Annotated in this window: 10 protein-coding genes and 4 tRNA genes; 6 read left to right on the top strand and 8 right to left on the bottom strand. The window is 69.6% G+C overall.

The features are described from left to right. Positions 1-52: 52 nt before the first annotated feature. From OG205_RS36620 to OG205_RS36600, 5 genes are all read left to right on the top strand, one after another. Positions 53-1,990, top strand: a complete 1,938-nt coding sequence (locus tag OG205_RS36620) for a PIG-L family deacetylase (protein WP_330272426.1) — start codon at positions 53-55, stop codon at positions 1,988-1,990. 285 nt (positions 1,991-2,275) lie between these two features. Further along, positions 2,276-2,347: transfer RNA gene (locus OG205_RS36615), tRNA-Arg, on the top strand. Between the two features lie 116 nt (positions 2,348-2,463). Continuing rightward, positions 2,464-2,548, top strand: a tRNA-Ser gene (locus tag OG205_RS36610). Between the two features lie 8 nt (positions 2,549-2,556). Further along, positions 2,557-2,645: transfer RNA gene (locus OG205_RS36605), tRNA-Ser, on the top strand. Between the two features lie 10 nt (positions 2,646-2,655). After that, positions 2,656-2,727 (top strand) — tRNA-Asn (locus OG205_RS36600). A gap of 2 nt (positions 2,728-2,729) precedes the next feature. Here the strand turns inward: OG205_RS36600 and OG205_RS36595 are convergent. Genes OG205_RS36595 through OG205_RS36585 form a run of 3 tightly spaced genes read right to left on the bottom strand, consistent with a single transcriptional unit; the run spans position 2,730 to position 8,374 of the window. Further along, complete coding sequence (locus OG205_RS36595) at positions 2,730-6,017, bottom strand: error-prone DNA polymerase (RefSeq protein ID WP_330272425.1); 3,288 nt, start codon at positions 6,015-6,017, stop codon at positions 2,730-2,732. 60 nt (positions 6,018-6,077) lie between these two features. After that, positions 6,078-7,580 carry a DNA polymerase Y family protein gene (locus tag OG205_RS36590; protein WP_330272424.1) on the bottom strand — a complete coding sequence of 501 codons (1,503 nt, stop codon included), beginning with the start codon at positions 7,578-7,580 and terminating at the stop codon, positions 6,078-6,080. Then, positions 7,577-8,374 (bottom strand): hypothetical protein, encoded by a 798-nt coding sequence (locus OG205_RS36585; RefSeq protein ID WP_330272423.1) that lies wholly within the window; start codon positions 8,372-8,374, stop codon positions 7,577-7,579. The genes OG205_RS36590 and OG205_RS36585 overlap by 4 nt, the downstream gene beginning before the upstream one ends. A 224-nt stretch (positions 8,375-8,598) precedes the next feature. Here OG205_RS36585 and OG205_RS36580 point away from each other — a divergent pair, with 224 nt between their 5' ends. Next, on the top strand, positions 8,599-9,327 hold the full coding sequence (locus OG205_RS36580; protein ID WP_330272422.1) for a hypothetical protein: 729 nt from the start codon (positions 8,599-8,601) through the stop codon (positions 9,325-9,327). Positions 9,328-9,376: 49 nt separating this feature from the next. On the opposite strand, the gene purH is transcribed toward OG205_RS36580, so the two are convergent. The 5 genes from purH to sucD all read right to left on the bottom strand — a co-directional run bounded on the left by purH (position 9,377) and on the right by sucD (position 15,033). Then, positions 9,377-10,948: a bifunctional phosphoribosylaminoimidazolecarboxamide formyltransferase/IMP cyclohydrolase gene (gene purH / locus OG205_RS36575; RefSeq protein WP_330272421.1), complete on the bottom strand. Its 1,572-nt coding sequence runs from the start codon at positions 10,946-10,948 to the stop codon at positions 9,377-9,379. Continuing rightward, positions 10,945-11,562: a phosphoribosylglycinamide formyltransferase gene (purN, locus tag OG205_RS36570; RefSeq protein WP_330278305.1), complete on the bottom strand. Its 618-nt coding sequence runs from the start codon at positions 11,560-11,562 to the stop codon at positions 10,945-10,947. Before purN ends, purH begins: the two co-directional genes overlap by 4 nt. A 45-nt stretch (positions 11,563-11,607) precedes the next feature. Beyond that, complete coding sequence (locus OG205_RS36565) at positions 11,608-13,143, bottom strand: cell division protein PerM (protein WP_330272420.1); 1,536 nt, start codon at positions 13,141-13,143, stop codon at positions 11,608-11,610. 118 nt (positions 13,144-13,261) lie between these two features. Beyond that, complete coding sequence (locus OG205_RS36560) at positions 13,262-13,981, bottom strand: DUF5336 domain-containing protein (protein WP_330272419.1); 720 nt, start codon at positions 13,979-13,981, stop codon at positions 13,262-13,264. Positions 13,982-14,145: 164 nt separating this feature from the next. Continuing rightward, on the bottom strand, positions 14,146-15,033 hold the full coding sequence (sucD, locus tag OG205_RS36555; protein ID WP_319974999.1) for a succinate--CoA ligase subunit alpha: 888 nt from the start codon (positions 15,031-15,033) through the stop codon (positions 14,146-14,148). Positions 15,034-15,035: the final 2 nt, after the last annotated feature.

Raw genomic sequence — 15,035 nt, 5'->3', positions numbered from 1 at the left:
GTACCGTGCGTCCTGTGGTTTGTTGCATTGGACAGAATCTGGGGGATTCTCGATGACCTGCATCAGCCGGCGCACAGTACTCGTCGCAGGTGCCTCTGCCGCCGCCGCGACCGCGATCGCCCACACCGGCATCGCGTTCGCCGCGGCACCAGGCACCAGTTCCCTTCCCGGTCAGGGAAGTTTCGTCACCATCGTCGCGCACACCGACGACGACCTGCTGTTCATCAACCCGGACATCCAGCCGTCCATCCTCTCCGGGCTGCCGGTGCGGACGATCGTGCTGACCGCCGACCAGTACAACGGCCACGGGAACATGACCCGGGAGGACCTGGCCGCGAGCGTGCAGGAGGGCCAGCGCTCCGCCTACGCGACGCTCGCGGGCAAGCCGAACAACTGGACCCGCGCGACCAAGGAGGTCGCGACGATGGTCCTCGAGATCGACACCCTCGTGGGCGCGCCGAACGTCCAGCTGGTCTACCTGCAGCTGCCCGACGGCGGCGGCGACCTGCCCGAGCACGACAAGGCGCTCGAGAAGCTGTGGAACGACCCGAACCACGCCGTCCCGGCGATCAGGCCGACGGGCGGGCCGGTCCAGGTCTCGCAGTGGTACAACCAGGCGGACGTGAACAACGTGCTGCTCGCGTTGCTCGACGAGTTCCAGCCGACGGTGATCCGCATCCAGGACCCGGAGCCGTCCCTCAGCTTCCCGAACGAGGGCACCGAGCACACCGACCACGTCCACGCGGCGAAGTTCGCGACGAAGGCCGTCAAGTCCTACGAGGGCACCACCGGACGCGGGTTCGTGCTGCTCACCCGCTACCGCTGCTACAACATCGCCGCGTCGCCCAGGAACGTGCCGGCCGCGTTGGTCGGGCCGAAGAGCGCGGCCTACCAGGCGTACGCCGAGCACGACCCGGTCACGGGCAACGCCTTCGACGAGCACGTGTTCCACAACTACCAGCGGTGGCCCGTCGTCGCGCCGTGGGCGATCGTCGACAGCACGGGCAAGCTGCACGCGTTCGTCGCCGCCGGTGACTCGATCATGTGGTGGCACCAGGCCGTCGGCGGCGCCTGGACGGGCCCGGTGATGCTGCGCGGCGGCACGTTCGCACCAGGTGTCGCCGTGGCTCTCAACGGGTCGGGCCTCGTGCACATCGCCGTGCTGGACCTCGACACCGGCTCGATCCTCGTCGCCGGCCAGTCCTCGCCGGGTGGCGGGTTCGGCTCCTTCGCCGACGTCGGCAACCCGGACGGAGCCACGCCCGCGTTCGGCACGCCAGGTCTCGTGCTCAACGGCGACGGTGGGCTCGAGCTGTTCGCGATCAACAAGGCCAACGGCGTCAGCAACGCCTGGCAGAACGGCGACGGCTCGTTCAGCGGATGGGAAGCGCTGTCGAGCGGCGGTATGACCGCCGTGATCGTGTCGCCCCCTGTCGGCTTCACCTCGTCGACCGGCCGCCTGCACCTGTTCGCCGACAACAACGGTCAGGTCGCCCACTGGCAGCAGAACCCCGGCGCGTCTCTCGGCTACAAGTCGGTCGGGTCCGTCGAGTGCACGCACGCACCCGCCGTCGCGATGGACGGCAACAAGGTTCGCGCGATCGTCCGCGAGCACGGCGACGGCGCCGTCGGCACGATCGCCGAAGGTTCGAGCAACGGCACGTTCGGCGCACTCGCCCACCTCGGCGGGCAGGGCGGCGTCGGTCCGGTCGCGGCGGTGACGTCCGGCGGCGGGACGGCCGCGCGCGTGCTGGCGTTCGCACGCAACGACAGCTACGGCATCAGCGTGGCGCGACAGACCAACGGCAACACGTTCGGCCCGTGGGAGGACCTCGGCGGATACGCGGAGGTCGGTCCTGCCGCCGTGCGCGACGCCTCGGGTTTCGTACGGGTGCTCGTCGTCGGCGCGGACGCGAAGCTCTACGAACGCAAGCAGAGCGCGGCCGGCCCCACGAACCCGTTCGGAGGCTGGCAGGTCGCCGGGAACTAGTTCAACAATTGAATTCGTTCGAAAAAATGATTGACGCCGGACATCGCCCGCCGCAATACTTGTGCCACACACCAAGCCGAAAGGGACAGCCATGACGAGCCAGGACATGCGACGCGGACGCTCCGGCAGCGTCGTCGCCTGCGTGCGCTCATCGCGGCTCCCCAGCTCCTCGCGACCGTTTTCGCAGGTGAGCTCCTTGTAGTGGCCAGCTTCAGGTCACACGGGGAGCCGCCCATCGGGAAACCGATCAGGGCGGCTCTCTTTGTTTGCTGTGCATTTAAATACACCCTTGTAGCTCAATGGACAGAGTGCGGCGCTACGAACGCCGAGATTCAGGTTCGACTCCTGGCAGGGGTACTCACGGGTGCGAGGGAGACGGCAACCCACCTCATTTGGGATGAGGACACACCGCGTTCGACTCGCGGGCATCCGACGGAAAGGCGCCTTCCGGCGCACCGGTAATGCAGGGCAAAGGAGGGCTGGCCGAGTGGTAAGGCACCGGATTGCTGATCCGTGGTCCAGCAACGTCTGGCGCGCGTTCGATCCGCGCGCCCTCCGCGTCCTGGGGAGGATTGGCCGAGCCCGGTAAGGCAGCTGTCTCGAAAACAGTGGTCAGCGCGCGAGCGCTGCGCAGGTTCGAATCCTGCATCCTCCGCTCCACCGTGTCCTCTGAAGTGCTGATGGCAGCACGCCCGACTGTTACGCGGGAGGACCAGGTTCGAATCCTGGCAGGGGAACTTCAGCGGAAGTCCCGTGACTTCGACGGGATCCGCAGGTCCAGGTGCTGCAACCGGTCCGCCAGCAGGCTGACCACGCCCTCCGCCGACTCGACCACGCCCCGCACGAGCATCGCGCCGCTGCCGCGCGCCACCCGCCGGTACCGCGCCCACAAACCCGGCGAGCACACGACGTTCACCATCCCCGTCTCGTCCTCGATGTTGAGGAACGTGACCCCGCCCGCCGTCGCCGGCCGTTGGCGGTGCGTCACCGCGCCGCCGATCAGCACGCGCGTGCCGGGTTCGACGGATGCGAGGGTGGTCACCGGCAGCGCGCCCATCGAGTCCAAAGTGGACCGCACGAACTTGGTAGGGAAGCTGTCCGGGGACAGGCCCGTGGCCCAGACGTCCGCCACCGCCAGTTCGACGTCGTCCATGCCGGGCAACGCGGGCGCGTCGACGCCGACCACGGTGCCTGGCAGGCGATCGGACCTGATGGCGGCCACCGCTCCGGCCGCCCAGAGCGCCTCGCGGCGTTCCAGGCCGAAGCAGGAGAAGGCACCGGCGGTGGCCAGGGCTTCCACCTGAGCCGCTGTGAGCTGCACGCGGGTGCCAAAGTCCTCCATGTCGCGGAACGGTTGCGCGGCAACGATTCGCTCCGCGTCCGCGGCGCCGATGCCCCGGACGGCGGACAGCCCGATGCGGACGGAGTTCTTGCCCTCGAACGGTTCCAGACCCGCCCAGGGAAGCGACCGGTTCACGCACGGGCTGTGCACCGTCACGCCGTGGCGGCGGGCGTCGATCACCAGCGACTGCGGCGAGTAGAAGCCCATCGGCTGGGCCCTGAGCAGGGCCGCGCAGAACGCCGCCGGGTAGTAGAGCTTGAACCACGCGCTCACGAACACCAGGTGCGCGAACGACAGGGCGTGCGACTCGGGGAAGCCGAAGTTGGCGAACGCCAGGAGCTTCGCGTAGATGCGGCCGGCCAGCTCTTCACCGATGTCGTTGGCGGCGCAGCCCTCGTAGAAGCGGTCGCGCAGGCGTTCCATCCGGGCGGTCGAACGCTTGGCGCCCATCGCGCGGCGCAGTTCGTCGGCCTCGGCGGCGGTGAAGCCGGCCACGTCCACCGCGATCTGCATGAGCTGTTCCTGGAACAACGGAACGCCGTAGGTCTTCTTCAGCGCGTTCTCCAGCAACGGGTGGTCGTAGTCCCACTTCTCGACCTCGTTGCGGCGCCGGATGTACGGGTGCACCGAGCCGCCCTGGATCGGGCCGGGCCTGATCAGCGCGACCTCGACGACCAGGTCGTAGAACTTGCGGGGCTTCAGGCGCGGCAACGTCGCCATCTGCGCTCGGCTCTCCACCTGGAAGACACCGACCGAGTCGGCCTTCTGCAGCATGTCGTAGACGGCGGGGTCGGCAAGGTTCACCGAACCCATGTCGACGTCGACGCCTTCGTGGTCGCGGACGAGGTCGATGGCGTAGTGCAGCGCGGAGAGCATGCCGAGGCCGAGCAGGTCGAACTTCACCAGGCCGATGGACGCGCAGTCGTCCTTGTCCCACTGCAGCACCGTGCGCTTGTCCATGCGCGCCTTCTCCACCGGGCACACCTCGCTGACGGCGCGGTCGCAGATCACCATGCCACCGGAGTGGATGCCGAGGTGGCGCGGGAAGTTCTCCAGCTGCGCGGACAGTTCCAGCACGTCATCCGGGATGTCGCAGTCGTCGGTGGTGGTACCGAGCGGGCCCCACCGGTCTATCTGCTTGCTCCACGCGTCCTGCTGGCCCGGCGAGTGGCCGAGCGCGCGGGCCATGTCGCGCACCGCGGAACGGGCGCGGTAGGTGATGACGTTCGCGACCTGCGCCGCGTGCCTGCGGTCGTACTTGGCGTAGACGTGCTGGATGACCTCCTCGCGCCGGTCGGACTCGATGTCGACGTCGATGTCGGGAGGGCCGTCGCGGGCGGGCGCCAGGAACCGTTCGAAGAGCAGGTCGAAGCGGACCGCGTCGACGTTGGTGATGCCGAGCGCGAAGCACACCGCGGAGTTCGCCGCGCTGCCCCTGCCCTGGCAAAGGATGTCGTTGCGCTTGCAGAAGTCCACGATGTCGTGCACGACGAGGAAGTAGCCGGGGAAGCCGAGCTGTTCGATGATCCTCAGCTCGTGCTCGATCTGCCGGAACGCCTTCTCGTTGTCGTCGGGGTACCTGCGCCGCGCGCCCTCATAGGTGAGTTCGCGCAGCCAGCTGATCTCGGTGTGGCCGTCCGGCACGTCGAACGGCGGCAGCTTCGGCGCGACCAGCCGCAGGTCGAACGCCAGCTGCATGCCGAGCAACGCGGCGTTGTGCACGGCGCCGGGAAAACGGCGGAACCGGTGGAACATCTCCTCCCCGCTGCGCAGGAACGCGGCGGGTGACGGCGGCAGCCAGCCGGCCATGTCGTCGAGGCTGCTTCGCGCGCGCACGGCGGCCATTGCGGCGGCGAGCCTGCCACGGCTCGGAGTCGCATAGTGCACCGCATTCGTTGCCACGACGGGGAGTTGCAGCTTCTGGGCCATCGCGTTGAGGATGTCGTTGCGCCTGCTGTCCTCGGGCAGGCCGTGGTCGGTCAGCTCGACGTAGACGCGGCCCCTGCCGAACAGGTCGGTGAGCCTGACGATCTCCTCGAACGCCGCCTCCGGGCCCTCTCTCACCAGCGCGCGGCGGACGGTTCCCTTGCGGCAGCCCGTGAGCACCACGACATCGCCCTTGGTGTCGGCCACGATCTGGTCGATGTCGTAGACGGGTTTGCCCTTCTCGGCGTTGTCGTCGAGGTGGCCGGTGGTGAGCGTGCGGCAGAGCCCGTGGTAGCCGTCCTGTTTGCGGGCGAGGAGAAGCAGGTGGTCGCCCTCGGGATCCGGTTCGCCGTTGGCGGGTCTGCTCAATCCGATGCTCAGCTCGGCGCCGAACACCGTGTGCATGCCGAGTTCCTTGGCGGCCTCGGCGAAGCGGACCACGCCGTACATGCCGTCGTGGTCGGTGATCGCGATGGCGTCGAGCTTGAGCCGTTGCGCCTCCTCGACCAGTTCCTCCGGATGGCTCGCGCCGTCGAGCCAGCTGAAGTTGGAGTGGCAGTGCAGCTCCGCGTACGGGACGCGCTTGCGGGTGACCGCGAGCTCGTCCGCGTGCAGCTCGAACCCCGGTGGGGCGGCGTACCGGTCGCGGTGTCTTCCCCACCCCGGACCGTCGCCGCCGTCGGGTTTCTGTTCGTAGGGCTTGCCGGAGAGCGCCCGTTCCAGCTCCCTCCAGCGGACCGGCGGGTTATTCCAGCCCATCAGGTTCCTTGCGCGGCAACGGGATCAAGGTCTCCAGCAGATCCCAGTACTCGTCGTACATCAGTCGTACACCCCTTCCAGAAACCACCTCTGGTCCCTGCGGATGAGCAGGAACGCCTGGTCGTTCGTCTGCACCTGGATGCGCGCGGCCCGGTGCGGGTCCGGCGCCCACCACCGCTCGTCGACCGGCCACGGCCCGGCCCACGCGGTGATCTCCCGCTTCTTCCCTTTGACCGTCAGGCTTTTCGGTTGTGCGGTGAGTTCGAGACGGCCCGTCACGCCGACCTCGCCGCCTGCCTCGTCCTTCAGGTCCGCGGGATCGTCGGCGAGCGTCGCGGGCGCCCTGGTGAGCCGGCCGGGCCACGGGTGGTCCGGATTTCGAGCGGGCACCCGTTCGTCGCCCCACGGCACGAGCCTGACCTGCTCCTTCGGCCCCCTGCCGCCGTCGATGACCCCGGTGAGCACGCCGTCCGGGCCGAGCAACCCCTGGACGTGCAGCAACGCCCGCACCGCGCGTTCGTCATCGTGGCCCCACAACCCGAGCTGGAGCGCGGTGCCGTTGACGACCTCGACCGGTTCGAGGGTGAGCGTGCGGATGCCGGAGGTGAGGCGTTCGCGGGTGAGCCACCCGTCGAGCTGCCAGCGCACCCGGTCCGCGATTCCCCGTGGCGTCAACGGTTCCGCGGCCCGCCACACCCGATGCAGCTCCTCGTCGTTCTCGGTGCGGGCGTGGATGCCGAGCCGCGTGCACGCGAGACTTCTGGCCGCGAGGTTCTCGTGCAGCCGTTCCGACAGGATCTTCGCGGCGAACGCGGCCGCGTCGATGCGCTCGACCGGGTCGTCGAAGGTCTCGGTGACCGCCAGCTCCGGCGCGGGCCTGCGCTTGTCGAGCGGACGTTCCGGCAACCCGCGGGCCAGCCGGTGCTGCCGGGTGGCCGGGCCGCCGAACCTCGACGCCACCGCGTTCTCCGGCACGTCCGCGAACGCGCCGAGCGTCTTCAGGCCGAGCCTTCTGAGCAGGTCGACCAGATCTGGAGCATCAAGCTCGTGCACGCCCAACGGCCGGAGGAACTCCGGCGTCCGGTCCGGCGGCACGATCACGTTGCGGTGCGCGGCTTTCGTGGCCGCGAACAGGCTGTCGGCCATGCCCACCTGGGCCTCGGTGCCGGCACGGGTCGCGACGTGGTCGACGATCCGTGCGGCCGCCTGCTCCGCGGACCCGAAGTAGCCGACCGGCCCCTGCGCCGGCACCGCGACCAGCCCTGGCAGCACGACCTCGATGCCGGGCGCGAGCTCCTCGACGGCCTCCGCGACCGGCTCGAAGAACCGGGCGTCGCGCTGCGGGTCGTGCTCGAAGGTGATCAGCTCGGGACACATCGCCTCGGCCGCGCGCTTGCGCATCGTCTTCCGGATGCCCTCGGCCCGCGCCACCGCCGAGGTGGACACGATCTCGTTGCCGTCGACCACCGCCACCGGCACGTGCGGGGCGGTGCCGGTGGCGGCGCAGGCGGCGATGACGGGCCAGTCGGGGCACCAGACGGCGAGCAGCCGTGTGTCCGTCACGCCGACGGACCCTTTTGCGCGAGCCTGACCAGGCGTTCCACTGCCTCCGTCCGCCTGGTGACGGCACTGTCCACCCGCCTGGCGGCCAGCTCGTCGGCCCGGCCCGGACCGGCATCAGCCGGCTCGTCGGAGCGGGCCGGTTCGCCGGCCACCAGCGGGAGCTCGATTTCTTCTTCTGTGCCAAAGGTCAGCAGCACGTTCTTCGCGCGCCCTGCCGAACCGCGGCCACCGCTGCGCACGGTGATCTCCTGGCGCCGCAACGTTTCCGCGCCGTCGCGCAACGGGTTCCAGCTCACGGACTCCGCGGTCAGTTCCACGTCGGCCGAGGGCCAGGGGCCGTAGGCGATGAGCACGGAACGGCGTTGGCGGGCGCGGGCCGTCAGTCGGCGGGCCAGCGAGGGAGGGAGCGGGCAGGCGACGGCCACCAGGTCGATGCCGTCCAGCAGGGCCGCGATGACCGGGCCCGGATCGGAGCCGGGACGTGGGACCAGTGCCAGGCGTTGCACCGCGACGCCCAGTTCGGCCGCGGCCAGCACTCCCACCTGGGGCAGACCGACCACGGCGGCCCAGCAGCCGTCCGCGGTCGCACCCGCCAGCAGGGCGAGCAGCAACGATGTCGATCCGCCCACCGACACCGTGCTGCCACGCCGCAAGCCGCCCCACGGGAGCAGGCCCGCCAGTTCCCCGCGAACCGGCAGGACCCGCCCCGTGGTGTGGTCGGTGGTGGTGCTGGTCAACTCGCTGGCCGGGTTCACCCCGAGCGCGGCCAACGACGCCGTTGCCGACCTGGACACTCCACCCACCTCCCTTCACGGACCGTGCGCACCCCTGTGCACGACCGCCGAGGGAAGTTCGGCGACTTGCTTATTCGAACGCTTGTTCGAACGAACGAGATGATCGTAGCGTGTGAACGCACCCCTGTGTCAATCCCAGAGCGTCACCCTTTTGGTGGACACGGCCACACGGGTCCGGAAGCTCCTCTACGGTGCCCTGAGCACTACTGGGAACTGGGGAAATCGTGACTCAACCACCTCCGCACGGCTGGCATCAGCAACAGCCGCCACCACCTCCGCAGGGCTGGCAGCAACAACAGCACCAGGGCTGGCAGCAGCCCGGCTGGGGCCCGCCGCAGCCGCCCAAGAAGAGCAAGGCGCCGCTGGTCGTCGGCATCCTGGTCGGCGTGCTGGTGCTGGCCGGCGTCATCACCGGCCTCGTGCTCTACCTCAACGTCAACAAGGACAGCGGCACCAGCAAGCGCGCCGACGAGCTGCCCTCGGTGTGCGGCAACGTCTCCGAGGCCGCGCTGGCCAAGGCGCGCACGACGAACCCGAACGGCCGCAGCTCGAACGAGACCAAGCTGACCGACGGCACCCGCACGATCTGCACGTGGAACCAGACCAAGGGCGTCGACGGCAAGGGTCACCGCACCACCGACATCTACGTCTCCAGCGAGCAGGGGCAGTCGGGCGAGGCCTTCGACCGGAACGTGGCGCAGCACATGAAGAACACCCAGGGCACGCCGCAGCAGAAGCCGCTCGAAGGTCTCGGTGACCAGGCCACGGCCGTGCTGGTGGAGTCCGACTCGGCGTTCACCGAGATCTCGATCATCGTGCGCAAGGGCGACACCATCGTCGAGGTCGAGCACTTCGGCTGGGACGCGGGCATCTTCACCAACACCAAGCCGGACGTCGCGGAACTCGAAGCCGCCGCGAAGGGCATGGCCGAAGAGATGGTCGCGAAGATCTGAAAGCGAAAGGGCCGCTCCCCCAACGGGAAGCGGCCCTTTCGGGGCGTTTCTAGTGGGCGAAGTGGCGCGTGCCCGTGAGGTACAGCGTGATGCCCGCTTCCTCGGCCTTGGCGATGACCTCGGAGTCGCGCACCGAACCACCGGGCTGCACGACCGCGCGCACGCCGGCTTCCAGCAGCACTTCGAGACCGTCCGAGAACGGGAAGAACGCGTCGGACGCGCCGACCGCGCCCTTGGCCCGCTCACCGGCGCGCTTCACCGCGAGGTGCGACGAGTCGACCCGGTTGACCTGGCCCATGCCGACGCCGACGGTGGCGCCGTTGTCCGCCAGCAGGATCGCGTTCGACTTCACCGCGCGGATGGAGCGCCACGCGAACTCGAGGTCCGCCAGCGTCTTCTCGTCCGCGGGCTTTCCGGCCGCCAGGGTCCAGTTCGCCGGCGAGTCACCGGACGCGTCGATGGCGTCGCGCTGCTGCAGGAGCAGGCCACCGGACACCGGACGCATCTCCGCGCCACCGCGAGCAGGCGCCTCGGCCACGAGGATGCGCACGTTCTTCTTGCGCTGCAACACCTCCACCGCACCGTCCGCATAGGACGGAGCGATGACGACCTCGGTGAAGATCTCCGAGACGAACTCGGCCATCTCCACGGTGACCTCGCGGTTCGCCGCGATGATGCCGCCGAACGCGCTGACCGGGTCGCACTCGTGCGCCTTGCGGTGCGCGTCCGCGATGCTCAGCTCGGACACCGCGATGCCGCACGGGTTGGCGTGCTTGATGATCGCGACGCACGGCAGCTCGTGGTCCCACGCGGCACGCCACGCGGCGTCACCGTCGAGGTAGTTGTTGTACGACATCTCCTTGCCGTGCAACTGCTTCGCCGACGCCAGGCCCACGCGGCCGTCGCCCTGCGTGTAGATCGCGGCGCTCTGGTGCGGGTTCTCGCCGTAGCGCAGCACGTTCGACCGGTTCCAGGTCGCGCCGACCCAGCCGGGGAAGCCACTGCCCTCGTCGTCCGGAGCCAGCGCGTTGCCCATCCACGAGGCCACGGCCACGTCGTAGGAAGCGGTGTGGCGGAACGCGTCGGCGGCCAGGCGCTGCCGGTCGGCCAGGGTGAAGCCGCCCTCGCGGACGTTCTCCAGCACCCAGTCGTAGCGCGCCGGGTCGACGACGACCGCGACGTTGGCGTGGTTCTTCGCCGACGCGCGGACCATCGCGGGGCCGCCGATGTCGATCTGCTCGACGCACTCGTCGGCGTCGGCACCGGACGCGACGGTCTGCGTGAACGGGTACAGGTTCACGACCAGCAGGTCGAACGGCGCGATGTCCATCTCGCGCAGCTGCTGGACGTGCGAGTCCTTGCGCAGGTCGGCCAGCAGACCGGCGTGCACGCGCGGGTGCAGCGTCTTCACGCGGCCGTCGAGGCACTCGGGGAACCCGGTGACCTGCTCGACCTTCGTCACGGGGACGCCCGCGTCGGCCAGCACCTTCGCGGTACCGCCGGTGGACACGATCTCGACTCCGGCCGCGTGCAGGCCGGTGGCCAGTTCCAGCAGGCCGGCCTTGTCGGAGACCCCGATCAGGGCCCGGCGGACCGGTCGCCTCTCGGCAGGAGTGCTCACGGAATGCTCACCTTTCGTCCGTTCACGGTGCAGCCCTCACGGGCGAGCCGGCCGACTGTCTCGACGAGCAGCCGGCGTTCGACGACCTTGATGCGTTCGTGCAGGGTCTCCTCGGTGTCGCCGGGTTCGACGACAACGGCCTCCTGCGCGAGGATCGGCCCCGTGTCGACGCCCGCGTCGACCAGGTGCACCGTCGATCCGGTGACGTGCACGCCGTAGGCCAGGGCGTCGCGCACGCCGTGCGCGCCGGGGAAGGCCGGCAGCAGCGCGGGGTGGGTGTTGATCATGCGGCCGCCGAATCGGGCGAGGAACTGCTCACCGATGATCTTCATGAAGCCGGCGGACACGACCAGGTCGGGCTCGTAGGACGCGACGGCCTCGGTCAAGGCGGTGTCCCAGGCCGTGCGGTCGGCGTGGTCGCGCAGCTTCACGGCGAAGTGGGGCACCCCGGCGCGTTCGGCGCGCTTGAGGCCCTCGATGTTCTCGCGGTCGGCGCCGACCGCGACCACCTCGATCGGGAGGTCCGCGTCCAGCAGGGCCTGCATGAGGGTTCCGGAACCGGAGACGAGTACGACGACGCGCGCCGGTGTGGGAAGCCGAAGTTCGGTGCTCAGCGTCTACTCCTGGTCGTTGCAGCAGCTCAGGAGCAGCCTAGGACGTCACCGTCCCGGCTTGCCGTCCAGGTCCTCCTCGGAGGGCATGCCGAGCATTTCGTCGAACTCCGCATCAAGGTCCTCTTCCTCTTCGAGGTCCTCGTCCGCGTCGTCTTCCTGTTCGTCCTCAACGTCTTCGGCGTCGTCGGCCTCTTCGTCGACGTCTTCGGGCTCTTCCTCGTCGTACTCGTCCTCGTCGTAGTAGTCGTCGTCTTCGAGGTCCTCCTCGACCTCGAACTCGTCCTCGTCCACGACTTCGAGCTGTTCGAACTGTTCGGTGAGCTCGTCGTCCTCGAACACGACGTCCGGGTCGACTGCCTCCCCGTCCTCGTCGTAGTCCGGCTCGACGAACTCGGCGTCGCCCGCCACCGCGGTCTTCTTGCGGTTTCCGCCGAGCCAGGCCACCAGCGCGCCCGGCACCAGCACCCACAGCGCCACGAGCAGCGCGAGCAGGCCCGCGGGCACCGTCACGGGGTCGAACGCGCCACCCGCCAGCCGTCCACCGGCCGTCGCGGCGAGCACCAGGCTGCCCACACCCGCCGTGATCGCCGCCACCAGCACCGCGCGCAGCCGCGAGGTCGGCCGGTCGGACACCTTGCGGCAGGTCCAGCCCACGAACACGCCGATCGCCGCGCCGCCGGCCAGCACGGCGGGACTCCACACGAACGCGCTCTCCGGCATGGCCGCCAGCAGCGGCACCGGGGGCACCGGACCGCCGACGAACCGCGTCGGCGCGACCTCGACCCCGCCCAGCGAGAACCCGGCGCCCACGACGTACGAGAAGCCCGCGATGATCGCGTTCGGCAGGTAGCCGAGGCACAGCAGGAACACGCCGAGACCGACACCGAACGACGGACCGGCCTCCGCGAAGAGCCCGCTGGTCGTCGGCCAGGACGCCGCGAGACCGGCCGCCACCGCCAACGCACCCATGCCGACCAGTGCGAACAACGCCATGAAGCCGGAGCGCAGACCGTGCAGCGCCACCGGGTCGAGCTTGTCGAACACCACCTCGACCAGGCCACAACGGCTGGCGACGCCGATCGTCGCGGCGAGACCGGACACGGCCGCGCAGCCGAAGAACGCGACGGCCGGTGTGGCGCGCACGACGCCCTCGCCCATGACCAGCGCGATCGTCCCGCCGACGACCGCGTGCGATCCGGCGATGCTGAGCACGACACCGCGCGCCTGCAGCGGTTCGTAAAGACCAAGACGGTCGGCGGCACCCGCGGCGGTGCGCGCGACCAGCAGCATCAGCAACGCCGTCGGCAGCAGCGGCAGCACGCCGAGCTGACCGGAGTCGAAGCGCAGCGGCACGTGGTGCGCCGCCAGCCAGGCGGGCGCGGCGGCGCTGAGCACGCCTGACGTGGAGAACTCGGCGTACGTGGCCGTCGCGGAGACCAGCGCGAGGACCGCGGCGACCGCGGCATATCCGACGACCACCGATCCGACCGCGGAGGCGATGAGCACGCGCGTGCGTTCGGACCGCGAGAACTCCGGTGGGCGCACGGTGTTGACCTCGCGGGTCACATCGCGTTGCAGCACGGGCACTTCTCCACTGTGTCAGGCCGCCTGAGCCATTCGGGGCAGGCACGCCGGGTCATACGACAGGGGTGGTGCCGGAGAACCGGCACCACCCCTGAGGTCGAACGGTGTGCGGACCTTACTGCTGCGGTCCGCCGAAGCCGCCGGGCGGCGTGCCCGGCGAGCCGAACTGGCCCGGCTGCGGCATGAAGCTGGTCTGCTGCGGCGGCTGACCCGGCTGGGCGGGCTGCTGCGGCTGCTGACCGAACTGCTGCTGCTGGCCGAACTGCTGAGGCGCCTGCTGCTGCGGGGCCTGCTGGGGCGCGCCGTGCTGCGGGTGCTGGCCCTGCTGCGGGAACGCGCCGGACTGCGGGTTCCAGCCGCCCGGCTGCCCCTGCTGCTGCTGACCCGCGTACGGGTTCGCGGGCTTCGGCTCGAACTTCACGATGCCCTCGGCGAGCAGGAACGCGAGCACGACCGCGGCCGTCTCGAGCAGCGCGACGATGAGCAGCACGATGTCGAGGCCCTGCACGGACGGCGACTTGATGATGCCCTGCAGCTGCAGCAGCGTCTGGACGCCCGCGAGGACCGCGGCGACCGGGACGAAGCCCTTCGGGATGTTGGGCAGCACCGAGAGGCCGGCGAGCATGCCCGCGGCCAGCAGGTACGTCACGTTGCCGCTGACGTCGTCCGCGAACGCGACGAGGTAGGCGACGAGGCCGAGACCCGCCGCGACCAGCGGGAGGATCAGAGCCAGGTTGATGTTGTTGGCACCGGAGGCCCCGTGGGCCGGCGGCGGAGCCTGGTGCTGTGCCGGACCCGGCGGCTGCTGTTGGGGTGCGCCGTAAGGCACGGACATGTCGAGGTCTCCTCCTCAAACCAGGGTGCGTCGATTGACGCTAGCAGTGCTCTGCACCCGCTACTAAGACGATGGACCGATCATGCCGGTTCCGCCATACGAGCGAGGGCTGGACTCCGAAAGTACTCGGAATCCAGCCCTCGTATCGCGCTAAGTGCCTGAGATCAGAGACTCTGCATGATCTCGCGCATCAGGTCGGCCGTCTCGGACGGCGTCTTGCCGACCTTGACGCCGGCGGCCTCGAGGGCCTCCTTCTTCGCCTGCGCGGTGCCCGCCGAGCCCGAGACGATGGCGCCGGCGTGGCCCATGGTCTTGCCCTCGGGAGCGGTGAAGCCCGCGACGTAGCCGACGACCGGCTTGGTCACGTTCTCCTTGATGTACGCCGCGGCGCGCTCTTCGGCGTCGCCACCGATCTCACCGATCATCACGATCGCGGTGGTCTCGGGGTCCGCCTCGAACGCCTCGAGGGCGTCGATGTGCGTGGTGCCGATGATCGGGTCGCCACCGATGCCGATCGCGGTGGAGAAACCGAAGTCCCGCAACTCGTGCATCATCTGGTAGGTCAGCGTGCCCGACTTCGACACCAGACCGATCTTGCCGCTGCCCGCGATGTTCGCGGGGATGATGCCGGCGTTCGACTTGCCGGGGCTGATGATGCCGGGGCAGTTCGGGCCGATGATGCGGGTCTTGTGGCCCGTCGCGACGGCGTGCGCCCAGAAGTAGGCGGTGTCGTGCACCGGGATGCCCTCGGTGATGACGACGGCCAGCTCGATCTCGGCGTCGATCGCCTCGACCACGGCGGCCTTCGAGAAGGCCGGCGGGACGAAGATCACGGTCACGTTCGCGCCGGTGGCCTCCATGGCCTCCTTGACGGTGCCGAAGACCGGGAGGACGGTGCCGTCGAAGTCGACCTTCTCGCCCGCCTTGCGCGGGTTCACGCCACCGACGATGTTCGTGCCGGACGCGAGCATGCGCTTGGTGTGCTTGGTGCCTTCGGCACCGGTCATGCCCTGGACGATGACCTTGCTGGTCTCGTTGAGGAAGATAGCCATCT

The organism is Lentzea sp. NBC_00516, from assembly GCF_036346835.1.
In the GTDB taxonomy this organism is placed as follows: Bacteria; Actinomycetota; Actinomycetes; order Mycobacteriales; family Pseudonocardiaceae; genus Lentzea; species Lentzea sokolovensis.
This window is presented reverse-complemented; position numbering and strand designations above follow the sequence as displayed.